Below are 17,224 nucleotides of genomic sequence, written 5' to 3' on the forward strand. Positions count from 1 at the left end.
ACGAGAAAACGTGGTCAGCCCTCACACCCCAGTCAAGCCGAGCGCCGAGGAGAGCGCGGGAATCCTCTCGCGCGTCTTCATCCATTGGCCGGGCGCGCTCGTCGCGACAACCCGCTCCCGCTCGCTCGAGCTGTCCGACAGCCTGGTGCCGCCCAGCTACGACCACCTGGACCGGGTCGGGCCGGAGTTCGACCGGGCCTGGGCACGACACCACGCCGAGAAGGACGGGCTGCGCCGCTCGCTCTACGAGACGTACAAGAGGCGTTTCTGGTGGGCGGCGCTCATCTTCCTCGCGTACGAGGCGTGCGCGGTCGCCGGGCCGTTGTTCATCCGGGAGATGGTGTCCTGGTTCGAGGGCGACGCGCGGGGTCTGGTCGGCCAGGGTCTGCTGATCGCGGCGGCGTTGGCAGGCTTCCACCTGATCGACTCGGTGGCGCACAAGCACCAGTGGTCGGAGACGTGGAAGACCACCCACTCGATCACCGCGCTGTTGCGCACCCGGGTGCTCGCCAAATATCTGCGGATGGACAAGAGCGCCCGGCTCGGCCACCCGACCGGTGAGGTGATCACGCTCGCGTCCTCGGACGCCCTGCGGGTCGGCAAGGTCTCGTTCATCCACATGGCCTGGGCGGTTCCCCTGGGCGTGGCCGGCTCCTGCGCCATCCTGCTGTTCCTGCTCGGCTGGGCCGGCCTGGTCGGCATCGCGCTGCTGATCGGCGGCATGCTGCTCTCCAACCGCACCAACGACCGCGTCTACGAGCTGGTCCCCGAGATCCGTGAGGTCAACGGGCGCCGGATCGGTCTGGTCAGCGAGTTCGTGGCGGCCATCCGGACGCTGCGCTCGCACGGCTGGGAGGACATGGCCGAGACCGCGGTCGGGCGCGAGCGGGCGGTGCTCAACCAGCTCCTCGTCCGCCGGCAGCGACGGCTCGCCACCCTCTACCTGGTCAACGCCGCCGCGCCCGTGCTCATGGTGACGGCCACCCTGATCGTCTACGCGGCGCTCGGCAACACGCTGCGGGCGGCCGACGTGTTCGCCGCGATCGCGGTGCTCACGGTGCTCCGGTCGCAGCTGCCGGAGCTGGTGCGCTACCTGGACATGCGCAACGACTGGCGCGTCGCGTTCAGCAAGATGACCACGTTCCTCACCGAGCCCGACCGGCGGCAGGCCGTCGACGCCGACCCGGCCCTTCCGGGCACCGTGGAGATGACCGGCGCCTCGGTGGCGTGGCCGTCGACCGGCGACGCGGAGCCGGCGCCGGTCCTCACCGGGGTCGACCTGCGCATCGAGCCGGGCGAGCTGGTCTGCGTGCTCGGCCGGGTCGGCAGCGGCAAGTCGGCGCTGCTCAACGCGCTGGCCGGCATGATGCGCACCACGGCCGGGCAGGTCCGGGTGGCCGGCAGCGTCGTCTACCTGCCGCAGCAGGCCTGGATCATGCAGGGCACGGTGGCCGAGAACGTCCGCTGCTATTCGCCGGACGATCCCCAGCGCTACGAGGCCGTGCTGCGCGCGACCGCGCTCACCGGCGATCTCGCCGCGATGCCGGCGCGCGACGGCACGCTGATCGGCGAGCGCGGCGCCACCCTCTCCGGCGGTCAGCGGCAGCGCGTCGCCCTGGCCCGGGCCGCCTACGAGAACGCCGACGTCTATCTGGCCGACGACCCGACCAGCGCCGTCGACGACGCCGTGGCCACGACCATCATGGACGACCTCTTCGGCACGGTGCTGGCCGGGCGTACGCGCGTCGTCGCCACCCACCGCCTGGACTTCGCCCGCCGGGCCGACCGGGTGATCGTGGTCGACGACGGCCGGATCGTGGCCGTCGGCTCGTTCGAGCAGGCCGCGCTCTCCATGCCCGAGCTGCTCCCGGAGCTCGCGGCCGAGCCGGAGGCCGAACCGGTGACCGGGACCATGCCCGAGGCGCTGGTTCAGGTCCTTCAGGCGCAAGAGGAGGAGATCGAGCCGATCCGCAGCGGCAAGGTGCTCACCACCACCTACCGCCGCTATCTGCGCGTGCTGACGCCGGGCATCCTCGCCGTCGTCCTGGTCGGACTCGCCGTCCTCGGCCAGGGTGCGGTCGGCGGCTCGTCGTTCTGGCTGGGCTTCTGGACCGAGCGGGCCGGTCAGGACACGCTGCTCTACGCCTCGGTCTTCGCCGCCATCGGCCTGGCCGGGCTGGCGCTGGACCGGGGCCTGTTCAGCTTCACCTTCTCGCGCGGCGTGCGGGCCGGCACCCAGCTGCACGACGGGATGCTGCGCAGCGTGCTCCGGGCGCCCCTGTCGTTCTTCGACCGCACCCCGTCGGGCCGGATCACCACCCGCTTCTCGGCCGACATGGAGACGATCGACCTCGAACTGCCCGAGAGCACCATCGACACTCTGACGATCTTCGTCGGTCTCGTCGTGCCCTGGGTGCTGCTGGCCGTCGTCAACCCGTGGGCCCTGGTGCTGGTCCTCCCGGTATTCGCGCTCTACCTGCGCTGGCAGGGCCGCACCCGGTCGAGCACGGTCGAGGCGTCCCGGCTGGCCAAGCAGGCCGCCGAGCCGGTGCTGGCCCTGATCGGCGAGGTCGTCGAGGGCGTCACCTCGATCGAGGGCCGCCCCGCGCGGATGCGGGGCTTCGAGCGCGAATTCGCCGAGCGGGCCCGTCTCGCGCACAGCGCCAACTACACCGTGAACTCCCTGTCGCGGCACTTCAACCTGCGCCTGGACATTCTCGGCGTGTTCGTGCTGTTCGGATACGCGGTGCTGCTGGTGGTCAACGGCAACATCGGCGCCGGGTTCGCCGGCGCCGGGCTGAGCTTCGCCTACATGCTGATCGAGACCCTGGCGATGAGCCTGATGACCGTGCAGGCGATGGACCTGTCGCTGGCCAGCTTCGAGCGGGTGCACGACTACACCAGGCTCCCGGCCGAACCGGCCGGTGGCCAGAGCGCGCCGGCGGGCTGGCCCGGCACCGGCGACATCCGGTTCGAGAACGTCACCATGCGGTACGCCGAGGGTGCGCCGCCAGCCCTCGACGGCGTGACCTTCCACGCGCCGCCCGGCCGCACGATCGGCATCGCCGGGCGTACCGGTAGTGGCAAGTCGAGCCTCTTCGCGACCCTGCTGCGCTTCGTCGAGGTGGAGGGCGGCCGGATCGTCGTCGACGGGGTGGACGTGTCGACGCTGAAACTGCGGGACCTGCGGGCCGCGATCGAGGTCATTCCGCAGGACCCGGTGCTGCTGCCCGGCACCGTGCGGGAGAACATCGATCCGTTCGGCAAGTTCCCCGCCGACCAGGTCGCGGCCGTGCTGGCCAAGGTGGGCCTCGAAGCCAAGATCGCGTCGCTGCCGGACGGGCTGGAGCAGCCCCTGTCGGCGGGCGGCATGCAGCTCAGCGCGGGGGAGCGGCAGCTGCTGTGCATGGCACGCGCACTGCTCAACGGCTCCCGGATCGTGCTCGTCGACGAGGCCACCTCGAGCCTCGACGCCGAGACCGACGCCCGGATCCAGCAGGTGCTGCGCACCGAGCTGGCCGGCGCCACCGTGCTCGTCATCGCCCACCGCCGGGAGACGCTGACCGGCGCCGACCTGGTGGTGCGGCTCGACTCGGGGAAGGTCGCCGAGGTCGTCGCCAGGGATCGCGACGACAAGGCCGAGCTGATCGAGCTGGGTGGGCCGGTGTCGTGAGCACCGACATCGTCACGGCGTTCCGCGCCCGGCTCGCCGAAGCGCCGAACGCCGTGGCGCTGGAGTTCGCCGACGCCACCCTTACCTACGCCGAGCTGTGGGAGCGGGCGCGGCGCGTGGCGGCCGGCCTGGCCGCCCGCGGCGCCGGGCCGGAGACCGTGGTCGCTCTGGCGATGGACCGCTCGGCCCGGCTCGTCACCGCCATGCTCGGCGTGCTCGCGACCGGCGCCGCCTATCTTCCCCTCGACCCGGACCATCCGGCCGAGCGCCGGGGCTTCATGGTCGCCGACAGTGGGGCGGCGCTGATTCTGGCCGACCGCGACACCGGATTCGCCGCGGACGTGCCGGTCGTCGACTGGGCCGAGGTCGACGCCGAACCCCTCGCGGCGCTTGCGCCGATCTCCGCGGACCAGCGGGCGTGTGTGCTCTACACCTCCGGGTCGACCGGGCGGCCGAAGGGCGCCGAGATCGTCCACCGCGGCGTCATCGGGCTGACCGCACCGGCCGAGTGGACCGGCTTTCACGCCGGGGACACGATCGCGCAGGTCGCCAACGTGTCGTTCGACGCGGCCACCTTCGAGATCTGGGGTGCGCTGCTTAACGGCGCCCGGCTGGTCGGCGTCGCCAAGGACGAGGTGCTCGACCCGGCGGCCCTGCGCGCGCGGATCGAGCGGCACGGCATCACCGCGATGCTGCTGACCACCGTGCTCTTCAACCGGTGCGTGGACGCCGATCCGGCGATGTTCGCGTCGATGCGGATCCTCTTCTTCGGCGGCGAGGCGGGCGATTCGCGGCGGGCCGCCCGGCTGCGACGGGCCGCGCCGGGCCTGCGGATCGTCAACGCGTACGGGCCGACCGAGGCAACGACCATCGCGACCACCTACGAGCTGCCCGCCGCACCAGAGGCCGACGAGCGGCTGCCGATCGGGCGGCCTGTCCCCGGCACCACCGTGGCCGTGCTCGACCGGCACGGCCGTCCGAGCGGCCCCGGCGAGCCCGGTGAGCTCCACATCGGCGGCGCGGGGCTGGTCCGCGGCTATCTGGGCCGACCCGACCTGACCGCGCAGCGGTTCGCGCCCGCGGCCGGCGGCGACCGGCTCTATCGCACCGGTGACCTGGCCCGGTGGCGGCCCGGCGGCGAGCTCGAGTTCCTGGGCCGGGCCGACGACCAGGTCAAGATCCGGGGCGTACGGATCGAGCCCGACGAGATCGCCGGGGTGCTGGCCACCGCGCCCGGCATCCGAGCCGCCGCCGTCACCGTGGCCGGTGCGGACGACGCCCGCCACCTGGTCGCCCACGTCGTACCCGACGGCGAGATCGACCGGCGCGAGCTGCGGTCCTGGCTCGCGGCGCGGCTGCCCGAGGCGATGGTCCCCGCCTTCTACGTGCCGCTGGCCGAACTGCCGGTGACGCCCAACGGCAAGCTCGACCGGCGGGCGTTGCCCGCCCCCGGACCGGGCGACGGCGTGCGGGCGGCCGTCTTCACGCCCCCGTCCGGCCCGGTGGCCGAGCTGATCGCCGGCGTCTGGGCCGAACTGCTCGGCGTCCCGCGGATCTCGGCCGACGACGACTTCTTCGCGCTCGGCGGCCACTCGCTGCTCGCCGCCCAGGCCGTCGCACGGATCGCCGCGCGTCTCGGCGTCGAGCTCGGCGTGCGGTCGGCGTTCGCCGCGCCGGTGCTCCGCGACCTGGCCGAACTGGCCGCGGCCGCGCCCCGCACCGCTTTCCCACCGCCCGTCGCGGTCGCCGGAGACGGGCCGTTCGCCGTGTCGTTCGCCCAGCAGCGGCTCTGGTTCCTCGACCGGCTCGCGCCCCACCACGCCCTCTACAACGTGCCGCTGCTGCTGACCATCGACGGGCCGCTCGACGTGCCGGCGCTGCGGGCCTCGATCGAGGCCCTGGTGAGCCGGCACGCCGCGCTGCGGACCCGGATCGTCACCGTCGACGACGAGCCCCGGCAGGTGATCGACCTGCCGGCCGGCGTCGACGTGCCCCTGGTCGACCTGCGCGAGCGTGCGGACGCCGCCGACGACATGGTGCGGCGCGCGGCCGCCCAACCCTTTGACCTGGCCGCCGGGCCGCTCCTGCGCGCCGCACTGATCCGCGTGGCCGACGACCGGCACCTGCTGATCCTGACCGTGCACCACGCGGTTTCCGACGGCTGGTCGGTCGGCGTGCTGCTGCGAGACCTCGGCGCGCTCTACGCCGGGCGGACGCCGCCGGCTCCGGCCCTACGCTATGTCGACTTCGCTCGCTGGCAGCGCGACCTGCTCGACGGGCCGGTGCGCCGGGCGCAGCTCGACTACTGGACGGCCCATCTGGTCGGGGCGCCGCCGTCGCTGGAGCTGCCGGTCGATCGGCCGCGGCCCGCGGAGCCACGCCACCGGGGCGAGACCTTCGAGATCCGGCTACGACCTCAGACCGCCGCGCTTGTCCGTGGCGTCGGACGGGCGTACGGAGCAACGCCCTTTATGGTTTTGCTGGCCTCCCTGCAGCTGGTCCTCGGGCGGTATGCCGGAGTCGCCGATGTCAGCGTGGGCGCCCCGGTCTCCGGTCGCACACGGCCCGAGTTCGAGGACCTGGTCGGTTTCTTCGTCAACACCGTCGTGGTACGCACCCGGTGGCAGGCGCGCGACACCTTCGCCGCGCTGCTGGATCGGGTGCGGACCGGCGTGCTCGCCGCGTACGAGCACCAGGACGTGCCGTTCGAGCAGGTGGTGGAGGCGGTCCGGCCGTCGCGCGAGCCCGGGCTCAGCCCGCTGTTCCAGGTCATGATGTCGATGCAGAACGTGCCGCCGCACCTCGGCGTGCTGCCCGGCCTGGCCGTCGAGGTCAGCGAACCGGACGCCGGGGTGGCCAAGTTCGACCTGACCGTCGCCTGGGACGAGGCGCCGCTGGCCTCGGGCGAGCTGCGCGGGCGCGTCGAATACGACGTCGACCTGTTCGACCGATCCACCGTGGACCGGCTCGCCGCACACTATGTGGCCGTTCTGGAAGCGGCCCTGGCCACCCCGGAGATTCCGGTCGCCCGGCTGCCGATGGTGGCGATGGACCGGGGCACCGAGACCGAGCGGGCGTCCACCCTCACGGCACTCTTCGCCGCATCGGCGGCCCGGCACTCGGGCCGGATCGCACTGCGGCAGGACGGGCGCGAGCTCACCTACGCCGAGCTGGACGCCAGGGCCGCCAGGATCGCGGCCGCCCTGGCCGCCCGGGGGATCGGGCCGGGCGACAGGGTCGCCGTGGCCACCGGCCGCACCCTGGACTGGCCGGCGGCCCTGCTCGGGGTGCTGCGGGCAGGGGCCGCCTATGTGCCGGTCGACCCGGACGCGCCCGCGGAGCGGACCGCCCACCTGCTGCGCGACTCGGGTGCCCGGCTGGTGCTGCGGGCCGGGGAACTGATCGAGCAAGACGGACGGGCGGACTTCGCGGCGCCGCACCCGGCGTCGATCGCCTACGTGCTCTACACCTCAGGCACCACGGGGCAGCCCAAGGGCGTCGCCGTCAGCCACGCCAACCTGGCCCACACGCTGCGGGCGGTCGCCGACCGCTACGAGCTCGGACCGGACGATCGGGTTCTCCAGTTCGCCGCGCTCACCTTTGACGTGGCCGCCGAGGAACTGTTCGCCACCCTGATCCGGGGCGGCACCGTGGTGCTGCTGCCGGACGGGCCGGTGCCGGGCATCCCGGAGCTGACCGCGCTGGCCGCCCGGGAACGGCTGACCGTGCTCAACCTGCCCGCCTCCTACTGGCACGAGTGGGTGTCGCTGCTCGACCGTCATCCGGCGGCCGCGCTGCCGGACCTGCGGCTCACGGTGGTCGGCAGCGAACGGGTCGACGGCACCCGCCTGGCCCGGTGGAAGGCCGCCGTGCCGGACCGGGTGCGCTGGCTCAACGCGTACGGGCCGACCGAGGCGACCATCACGGCCACGGTGCACGAACCGCCGACCGCGAGTGCCGGCACCGTCCCCATCGGAGAACCCCTTTGCGGCGTGCGGGCGTACGTGCTGGACGACGCCCTGAACCCGGTGCCCGTCGGCGTGCCCGGCGAGCTCTATCTCGCTGGTCCCGGTGTGGCCCTGGGCTACGTCGGAGACCCGGGCAAGACCGCCGCGTCGTTTCTTCCCGACCCGTGGGGGCCGCCCGGCGCGCGGATGTACGCGACCCGGGACCGGGCAAAGCGCACCGCGGCGGGCGTCCTGGAGTTCCTCGGGCGCAGCGACGGGCAGATCAAGTTGCGCGGGTTCCGGATCGAGCCGGGCGAGATCGAGGCGGCGCTGAACACCCACCCGCTGGTGCGGGAGGCGGCTGCGATGCTGCGCGAGGACGTCCCGGGACGGCCCGTGCTCACCGGCTATGTGGCGGCGCCGCCCGAGGTGACCGAGACCGGGCTGCGGAACCACCTGGCCGAGCGATTGCCCGGCTATCTGGTGCCGAGGGCCTATGTCGTGCTGGACCGGCTGCCCCGCGGCGACCGCGACAAGATCGACCGGGCCGCGCTGCCGGCGCCGGCGCGGCCCACGGCCCGGCCTGACGCCGAGCAGCCGGCCGGTGTGCTGGAGCGCACGGTCGCCGACGTCTGGTCCCATGTGCTGGCCGTCGAGCGGGTCGGCCTCGACGAGAACTTCTTCGAACTGGGCGGGCACTCGCTGCTGCTGCTGCGGGTGCAGGGCCGGCTGGCCGAGGAACTGGGCCGGCCGGTCGCGGTGGTGGACCTGCTTCGCTACCCGACCGTACGGTCGCTGGCCCGGCGGCTGACCGAGGACACGGAGCACATCCCGGCGGGCGGCTCGGAGGGCAGGCGGCGGGCGGAGGCACGCAGGGTGAGTTCGGGCGGACGGGGTGCGCGCCGGCGAGCGCGGCCGGGGAACGGGGATGCGGAATGAGTGACGTGAGCGAGATGAACGACGAAGCCGTCGCGGTGGTCGGGATGGCCCTGCGCGTGCCGGGGGCCGATACCCCTGCCGCGTTCTGGCGCAACCTTCGCGGCGGGGTGGAGTCGATCACCACCCTGACCGACGAGGAACTGCTGGCCGACGGGGCCACGCCGGAGGAGATCGCGGACCCGGACTACGTGCGGCGCGCCGGTGTGCTGGCCGACGTGGCCGGTTTCGATGCCGGCTTCTTCGGATTCTCGGCCCGGGAGGCGCAGCTGCTCGACCCGCAGCACCGGATCTTCCTGGAGTGCGCGTGGGAGGCGCTCGAACACGCCGGCCACCCCGCCGACCGGGGCAAGGCGGTGACCGGTGTCTACGCCGGGGTCGGCGAGAGCTCCTACCTGATGCACAACCTCATGCCCAACCGGGATCTGGTCGAGCGGGTCGGCGCCTTCCAGACCGCGCTCGGCAACGACAAGGACTTCGTGCCGACCCGGGTGTCCTACAAGCTCGACCTGCGCGGCCCGAGCGTGAGCGTGCAGACCGGCTGCTCCACGTCGCTGGTCGCGGTGCACATGGCGGCTCAGGCACTGCTCAACGGCGAGTGCGACATCGCGTTGGCCGGCGGCGCCACCGTGATCGCACCCCGGCGCGGCTACCGGCACGAGGCGGGCGGCATCCTCTCCGCCGACGGGCACTGCCGGGCCTTCGCCGCCGACGCGACCGGCGCCGTCCCGGCCTCGGGCTCCGGCGTGGTCGTCCTGCGGCGCCTCGCGGACGCGCTCGCCGACGGCGACGTGATCCACGCGGTGATCCGCGGCTCGGCGATCAACAACGACGGCTCCCGCAAGGTCGGCTTCACCGCGCCCAGCGTGGACGGTCAGGCCGACGTGATCGCCGAGGCGCTCGGGGTCGCCGACGTCAAGCCCGAGACGGTCTCCTACGTCGAGGCGCACGGCACCGGCACCCCGCTCGGCGATCCGATCGAGGTGGCCGCCCTGCGCAGCGTGTACGGCTCGGAGGGCGACGGGCGGACCGCCCTCGGCTCGGTGAAGACCAACGTCGGGCACCTGGACACCGCCGCCGGCGTGGTCGGCCTGATCAAGACGGTGCTCGCGATGAAGGCCCGCGAGCTGCCGCCCTCGCTGCACCTGCACACCCCGAACCCCCGCCTCGAACTGGACGGCAGCCCGTTCCGGGTGAACACCGAGCTCGTGCCGTGGGTCGGGGAGGTGGTGCGGGCCGGCGTCAGCTCGTTCGGCATCGGCGGCACCAACGCCCACGTGATCCTCGAGTCGGCGCCGCCTCGACCGGCGACGGAAGGAGACGGCCGCCGGCACCTGCTGCCGCTGTCGGCCGCCTCACCGGCCGCCCTGGAGGCCGCCGCCGCGCGCCTCGCCGAGCACCTGCGGGAAACCGGCGAGTCACTCGCCGACATCGCCTTCACGCTGCAGCAGGGCCGGTGGCAGCTGCCCTACCGCCGGTTCGTGGTCGGTGCCGACCCGGCCGGGGCCGCCGCCGCCCTGGACGCGCCGGTCACGCCGGTGCACAGCGAGGGCGAGATCAGGACGGTCTTCGCCTTCCCCGGCCAGGGCACCCAGCGGATCGGCATGGCCCGGGCCCTCTACGACCACGAGCCGATCTTCCGGGCCGAGTTCGACCGGGTCGGCGCGGACATCCGGGACCTGCTGTACGCCGGTCCGGAGCAGCGCGACGAGATCCGCCGCACCAGCCACGCCCAGCCCGCCCTGTTCGCGGTCGAATACGCCCTGGCCCGCCTGTGGGAGTCCTGGGGCGTACGCCCGTCGGCGATGCTCGGGCACAGCGTCGGCGAACTGGTGGCGGCCTGCCTGGCCGGCGTGATGTCACCGGAGGTCGCCGCCCGGCTGGTCGCCGTGCGCGGCCGACTCATGCAGGAGGCGGACGAGGGCGCCATGGTGGCCGTACCGCTGCCCGAGTCCGAGGTCGCCGAGCTGATCGACGGCATCGACGGGCTCGCCCTGGCCGCGGTCAACGGGCCCCGTGAGTGCGTGGTCTCCGGGCCGGTCCCGGCCGTCGAAGCCCTCGAGGAGTCACTGCGCGCCCGCGGCGTGGTGTTCACCCGGCTGCGCACGTCGCACGCCTTCCACTCGCCGATGATGGATCGGGCCGCCGACGCTTTCGCCGCCGAGGTGGCCCGGGCCGAGCTCTCCGCACCGCGGATCCCGTTCGTGTCCAACGTGACCGGCACCTGGATCACCGCGGCGGAGGCGACCGACTCGGCCTACTGGGGACGGCAACTGCGCTCCACCGTCCGCTTCGGCGACGCGCTTACCACGGCCGGCGACCCCGACGCGCTGCTGCTCGAGGTCGGTCCCGGCCGTACGCTCAGCGGTCTGGCCCGCGCGGCGGGTGCCTTCCGCGCCGCGGTCCCCGCGCTGCCGGCGAGCGGCGACGCGCAGGTGGAGGCGCTCATCGCGGCCGGCGAGGTGTGGAGCCACGGCGGGAGCCTGTCGTGGGACACGATCCACGGCGCAAGCCGGCCGCGCCGGGTCGAACTGCCGACGTACCCGTTCCAGCGCGAGCGGTACTGGGTCTCGCCGCCGGCCGGGCGGCCCGCCGTGGCGGTCGCCGGTGAGCTGGCCGTGCGCACCTTCCGGCGTACGGCCACCCGGCCGCACGCGGCGGGCGCTGAATGGCTCGTGGACGGCAAACCGTCCGGGCTGACCGCGCGGGTGCCCTTCGCCGGCACCGAACAGCCGGCCGGGGTCGTCCACACCGGACTGCTCGACCCGACGGCCACCGAGCTGCCGGCCGACCGTCCGGACGGCCGTACCGTGCTGCTGACGACCGGCGTCCTCGACGTGACCGGCGAGGAGGAGTTGCGCCCGGATCGGGCCGCGCTGCTGGCCTGGGCCAGGGCCGGTCGGCGCACCCTGATCGACGTGCCCGCCGTCCGGTCCGCCGTGGCCGAGGAACGGCTGGCCGCCGCCGTGGCCGCGGAGCTGGGGGCCGACGAGCCGATCGTGGCGCTGCGCGGCGCCCACCGGTTCGTCCCGGCCATCGAGCCGGCGCCCGCGGCGGCCGACCGTCCGGCCGGCTGGCGGTGCCAGGTCATCGGCGACGAGCCGCTCGCGACGCAGTTCGCCAAGGCGCTGGCCCGCGCGGGCGCTGACGTGTGCGGGGCCGGCACGCCGGACAACCTCGTCGTCGTTCTGGACGGCCGGTCGGGCGGCGCGGCGATGCCTACGCTGATCACGCCGGCGTCCTCGCTGGAGGTCCACCTCGTGGGCGGCGACGACACCCTCGCCGACGAGGTGGAGACACACCTGGCCCGGCTGCGGCGGGAGACGGCGACCCAGGCGACCACGTACTCGTGGCCCGCCGTCACCCCGGAGACGCTCGACGAGGCCGTCCCGCGCATTGTCGGCGCGGCACCCGGCGCCGGACACGTCGTGGTCGACCCGCGGCCGGCCGACACCGAGCTCGGCGAACCGGTGCTCGCGCTCGCCGAGGAACCGGCCGACGAGGTCGAGCGGCTGGTCGCCGAGATCTTCGCCGACCTGCTCGGCGTGAGAGGCATCGGAGCCGATACCGGCTTCTTCGAGCTCGGCGGCCACTCGCTGCTCGCGGCCCAGGTGGTGGCGCGGGTGCGGGAGGTCTGCGGGGTGGAGGTCGCGCTGCGCGCCTTCACCGGCGCGCCCACGATCCGCGGGCTGGCCGCCGCCGTCCGCGCGGCCGGCGACTCCGTCCCCGACGACCTGGAGCCGCTGCCCGCCGTGGTGGCCGACCCGGCCGCGGCCGGCGAGCCGTTCCCGCTCACGGACGTGCAGCAGGCGTACTGGATCGGCCGCACCGGCCTGTTCGAACTGGGCAACGTGGGCATGCACGGCTACGAGGAGTTCGAGCTCGACGACCTCGACGTGCCCCGGCTCGAGAGCGCGTTCCGGCGCCTCATCCGGCGCCACGGCATGCTCCGGGCCATCGTGCTGCCCCACGGCGAGCAGCAGATCCTCGACGACGTGCCGGACTACGAGATCGTCACCGAGGACGTGCGCGGCCTCGACCCGGTGGCCGCGCGGGCGAGTCTGGAGCAGACCCGGGCCGCCATGTCCCACCAGGTCTTCGTGCCCGACCGGTGGCCGCTGTTCGAGATGCGGGCCACCCTGCTGGACGGCGGCCGGGGCCGGGTGCACTACAGCATCGACGGGCTGATCACCGACGCGTGGGCCTCGGTGATCGTGATGAGTGAGCTGACCCGGCTCTACCACGACACCGAGGTCGAGCTGCCCGAACTCGACCTGTCGTTCCGCGACTACGTGCTGGCGAGCAAGCGGGTGGAGCAGACCGAACGCTATCGGCGGGCCGAGCGCTACTGGCTCGACCGGGTGCCGACCCTGCCGCCGGGGCCCGAGCTGCCGCTGGCGACCGACCCGCAGACGATGGCCGAGGTGCGGTTCAGTCGCCTCACCGGCCGGCTGGACGCGCGGGCGTGGGCCCGGCTGCGGTCCCAGAGCGCGCGGCGGGGACTCACCCCGACCGCTCTGCTGCTGGCCGCGTACGGGGAAGTGGTCGGCGCCTGGTCCAAGAGCCCCCGCTTCACGCTCAACCTGCCGATGGCCAACCGGTTGCCGCTGCACCCGGAGGTCGACGCGATCCTGGGCGACTTCACCTCGGTGACACTGCTCGAGATCGACGCCGCCCCCGGCTCGTTCTCCGACCGGGCCGCCGCCGTCCGCGACCAGCTCGCCGGCGACATCGACCACGGGCTGTTCAGCGGGGTACGGATGCTGCGCGAGGTCAAGCGTCGGCGCGGCGACGCGGCGGCGACCATGCCGGTCGTGTTCACCAGCCTGTTCCAGGCGATCGGCGAACACCCGCAGATCGGCGAGGTGGTCTACAGCATCTCCCAGACCCCGCAGATCTGGATCGACGCCCAGGTCTACGAGTCGGACGGCGAGCTGGTGCTCGACATCGACTCGGTCGACGACCTGTTCCCGGACGGCATGGTGTCCGCCATGCATGCCGCCACCCTCGAACTGCTCGACTGGCTGGCCGCGGAGGAGGCGCGCTGGGACGAGCCGATGCCGCCGGTGACACCGACCGGCCAGCTGGCGGCCCGCGACTCCTACAACCGGACCGAGGGGCCGCTCCCGGCGGGGCTGCTGCACGAGCCGTTCTTCGCGATCGCGGCCCGCGAGCCCGACCGCGCCGCTGTGGTCACGACGACCCGTACGCTCAGCTATCGCGAGCTGGCCGCCCGGGCGTACGGAATCGCGGAACGCCTGCGCCCCCTCGACCTGCGCCCCAACGAGCTGGTCGCCGTGGTCATGGAAAAGGGTTGGGAGCAGTGCGCCGCGGTGCTCGGCGTCCTGGCCGCCGGTGCCGCCTATCTGCCGATCGACCCGGACCTGCCCGACGAGCGGGTGCGGTTCCTGCTGGAGCACGGCGGTGCCAGGGCGGTGCTGACCCAGAGCCGGGTCGGCGCCGAGCGGTTCGCCGGCTTCGATCCCGTGTACGAGGTGGACACTCTGCCCGCCGACGGAAAGCCCACCGGCCCGACGGCGACCACCGCGGGCGACCTGGCCTACGTCATCTTCACCTCGGGATCGACCGGGATGCCCAAGGGCGTGATGATCGACCACCGTGGCGCGCTCAACACCGTGGTCGACATCAACGACCGGTTCGCCGTCGGCCCGCACGACCGGGTGCTCGCGGTCTCGTCGCTCAGCTTCGACCTTTCGGTGTACGACGTCTTCGGGCCGCTCGCGGTGGGCGGCGCCGTGGTCGTGCCCGACGCCGACGTGCAACGCGACCCGGCAGCCTGGCTCGACCTGGTGCGCGACGCCGGCGTGACGATCTGGAACTCGGTGCCGGCCCTGATGGAACTGCTGGTCGAGCACCTGGTCGTGACCGGCGAGTCGGCCCGGCTGCGCCTGGTGATGATGAGCGGTGACTGGATCCCGGTCACGCTGCCCGAGCGGATCCGGGCCGCGCTCGGCGGACCCGCCGTGATCAGCCTGGGCGGCGCCACCGAGGCGTCGATCTGGTCGATCCTCTATCCGATCGACGCGGTGCCGGCCGAGTGGACCAGCATCCCGTACGGGCACCCGATGCGGAACCAGAGCTTCCACGTCCTCGACGAGCGGCTGCGGCCCCGCCCGGACTGGGTGCCCGGACAGCTCTACATCGGCGGCGTCGGCCTCGCCCAGGGATACCTGCACGACGAGGCGAAGACGGCGGCCGCGTTCATCGTGCACCCGGCCACGGGGGAGCGGCTCTACCGCACCGGCGACCTGGGTCGGTTCAACGACGGCGTCATCGAGTTCCTGGGCCGTGAGGATTTCCAGGTCAAGGTGCAGGGCTACCGGATCGAGCTGGGGGAGATCGAGGCGACCCTGACCCAGCATCCGGCAGTGCGGGCGGCCGTCGTGGTAGCCCACGGCGACCCCCGCGGCGCCAAGCGGCTGGTCGGGTTCGTCGTTCCGCAGACCGACGGCGGACTGCCACCCGACCTGCTCGGCTTCCTCGCGGCCAAACTGCCCGGCTACATGGTCCCGGGCGTCCTGCACGAGCTCGACGAGCTGCCGCTGACCGCCAACGGCAAGGTCGACCGCAAGGCCCTGGTGGTGCCGGACGAGGTCGACGAGCAGGACCAGGTCCCGTACGAGGCGCCGCGTACCGGGGTCGAGGAGGCGGTCGCGGAGGTCTGGGGATCCCTGCTCCAGGTCGACGCCGTGGGCGTGCACGACAACTTCTTCGCGCTCGGCGGCGACTCCCTGATGGCCATGCGGGCCGTCGTGCACCTGCGCAAGCAGCTCGAACTGGACGTGCCGATCCGGGTGCTGTTCGACAGCCCGACGCTCGCCGACACCGCCCTCGTCATCGAGGAACTGCTGCTCGCCGAGATGGACAGCATGACCGACGAACAAGCCGCATCCCTGCTGGCCGACTAGACGGATCGGAGCCCCGTCATGAATCGCACCGCCACCCTCCGTCCGCCCCGGGCCCAAGGCTGGATCGCCGGGACCCGCCCGCGGCGCACCCCGCCCGCCGTCCGGCTGTTCTGCCTGCCGTGGGCGGGCGGCAGCTCGGCCGCGTACTCGTCCTGGACGACAGCGTTTCCCGACGAGGTCGAGGTGTGCCCGATCGAGCTGCCCGGGCGCCAGACCCGCTGGCACCAGAGCCCCATCGAGCGGGTCGACCCGCTGGTGAACGCCCTCGCCACAGCCCTGTCGGGCGAGCTCGGCGGCCGCTGGGCCCTGTTCGGGCACAGCATGGGCGCGCTCGTCGCCTTCGAACTCGTCCGCACCCTGCGGCGCCGCGGCGAAGGCGAGCCGGAGACCCTGTTCGTCTCGGCCGGCGCGGCCCCGCAGCTGCCGCGAGCCCTCCCGGCGATCCACGACCAGCCCGACTCGATCGTCCGCGAGAAGCTGGTCGAGCTGGGCGGCGTGCCGGCCGAGGTCTCGGACAACCCGGAACTGATGGAGCTGCTCATGCCGGTGATCCGCGCCGACTTCTCGGTCTGCGAGACCTACGGCTACCGGCCCGAGCCGCCGCTGCGCTGCCCGATCGTCGCCTTCTCGGGCGAGCGGGACCGCGAGGTGCCGCCGGCCCGGATGGCTCCGTGGGCCGAGCAGACGACCGGCGGATTCCGTCGGCACATGCTGCCCGGCGGCCACTTCGCGGTGGAGAGCGAGCGGGAGACGGTGCTGTCCGTCATCCGCTCGCACCTCACCGGATCTTAAGAACGCGGAAGGTCGTTGCCGTTATTCGCTGGCGCGGTCAGCGCCAGTCAGGCAGACTTCCTACCAACGCCGGCGGGGGATGGAAATCCAGCTCACAAAAGCGTTGACGAATGCGGCAGTGTCGGTCATTCTGATTGCCGACACCGCACCAGAGCCTCGAGGGGAGTGAAACCGTCATGTCGTTGCAGCCGAATTGCGCGATCGCCCAGCCATGGGCGGCGTATGGGTCTGCCATGTCCCTCGTGACGGTGAAGCTGCACGTCCGAGGCAGCAAATCCAGTCGCGGCCTCGAGCGGTGGAGCGGTTAGCGCAGCAGCGTCTGCGCCTACGCCGCCCACCTCACGCCTCGAGGAACGGGCGGCTTTTTCGTTGCCCGGAATTGTCTTAACACCTACGGTTCGCAGGTTCGAAACCTGCCACTTGTGCGTGCCCTGAATACGTTCAGCGGAATTGTTCTCTATCAACTCAACAGTGGATGGCATGTATATCCGGCGCTCATTCGACAGTGAGCGGCCGGAGACGATCCGGCATGGGCACGACGTGATTCTTCGTGCCCATGCCGGGGCGAAAGATGGGCCATCATGTCCTGCACCACCAGCACGCCGCGGTAGCCCAACGGCAGAGGCGGCCGGTTCAAGTTCGGCTCAGTGCGGGTTCGACTCCCGCTCGCGGTACGCCTTGCCTTTGCCCGACGGGTCGGGCCCCGCCCTGGTACGGCGGGAGTCGCGGGTTCGAGCCCCGCCGAAGGCTCTACGCCCTCGCCGGCTTACACGCCAGCGCAGCACGACAGGTCGTGCGCCGCTTTCGTACGGCGGAGGTAGCCGGTTCGAGTCCGGCCGCTGGCTCTGGTGCGCGACGGCGCACCCCATGCCCGGGTAGCCCAACTGGCAGGAGGCACCGCGTTCAGGGCGCGGGCAGTGCAGGTTCGAATCCTGTTCCGGGCACGC

General features: G+C 73.0%; 4 protein-coding genes and 4 tRNA genes. All 8 read left to right on the top strand.

All coding sequences use genetic code 11. From position 1 onward, the window contains the following. Positions 1-10 precede the first annotated feature (10 nt). The 8 genes from AB0M36_RS17395 to AB0M36_RS17430 all read left to right on the top strand — a co-directional run bounded on the left by AB0M36_RS17395 (position 11) and on the right by AB0M36_RS17430 (position 17,221). Entirely contained in the window at positions 11-3,673 is a 3,663-nt protein-coding gene (locus AB0M36_RS17395; protein ID WP_364158312.1) for an ATP-binding cassette domain-containing protein, read from the top strand. Next, entirely contained in the window at positions 3,670-8,559 is a 4,890-nt protein-coding gene (locus tag AB0M36_RS17400) for an amino acid adenylation domain-containing protein (RefSeq protein ID WP_364158314.1), read from the top strand. The genes AB0M36_RS17395 and AB0M36_RS17400 overlap by 4 nt, the downstream gene beginning before the upstream one ends. Continuing rightward, positions 8,556-15,485: an amino acid adenylation domain-containing protein gene (locus AB0M36_RS17405; RefSeq protein ID WP_364158317.1), complete on the top strand. Its 6,930-nt coding sequence runs from the start codon at positions 8,556-8,558 to the stop codon at positions 15,483-15,485. Before AB0M36_RS17400 ends, AB0M36_RS17405 begins: the two co-directional genes overlap by 4 nt. An 18-nt stretch (positions 15,486-15,503) precedes the next feature. After that, positions 15,504-16,277 carry an alpha/beta fold hydrolase gene (locus tag AB0M36_RS17410; protein ID WP_364158320.1) on the top strand — a complete coding sequence of 258 codons (774 nt, stop codon included), beginning with the start codon at positions 15,504-15,506 and terminating at the stop codon, positions 16,275-16,277. A gap of 601 nt (positions 16,278-16,878) precedes the next feature. Further along, positions 16,879-16,951, top strand: a tRNA-Leu gene (locus AB0M36_RS17415). 6 nt (positions 16,952-16,957) lie between these two features. Beyond that, positions 16,958-17,027, top strand: a tRNA-Thr gene (locus tag AB0M36_RS17420). A 22-nt stretch (positions 17,028-17,049) separates the two neighbouring features. Beyond that, a tRNA-Thr gene (locus tag AB0M36_RS17425) sits at positions 17,050-17,122 on the top strand. A gap of 24 nt (positions 17,123-17,146) precedes the next feature. Next, positions 17,147-17,221, top strand: a tRNA-Leu gene (locus AB0M36_RS17430). Positions 17,222-17,224 lie beyond the last annotated feature (3 nt).

The organism is Actinoplanes sp. NPDC051346, assembly GCF_040682215.1.
Taxonomy (GTDB): domain Bacteria; phylum Actinomycetota; class Actinomycetes; order Mycobacteriales; family Micromonosporaceae; genus Actinoplanes.

Bases quoted from the DNA above. Each gene is read 5' to 3' on its own strand.
- AB0M36_RS17405 (WP_364158317.1), top strand. From the start codon at position 8,556: ATGAGTGACGTGAGCGAGATGAACGACGAAGCCGTCGCGGTGGTCGGG.
- AB0M36_RS17410 (WP_364158320.1), top strand. From the start codon at position 15,504: ATGAATCGCACCGCCACCCTCCGTCCGCCCCGGGCCCAAGGCTGGATC.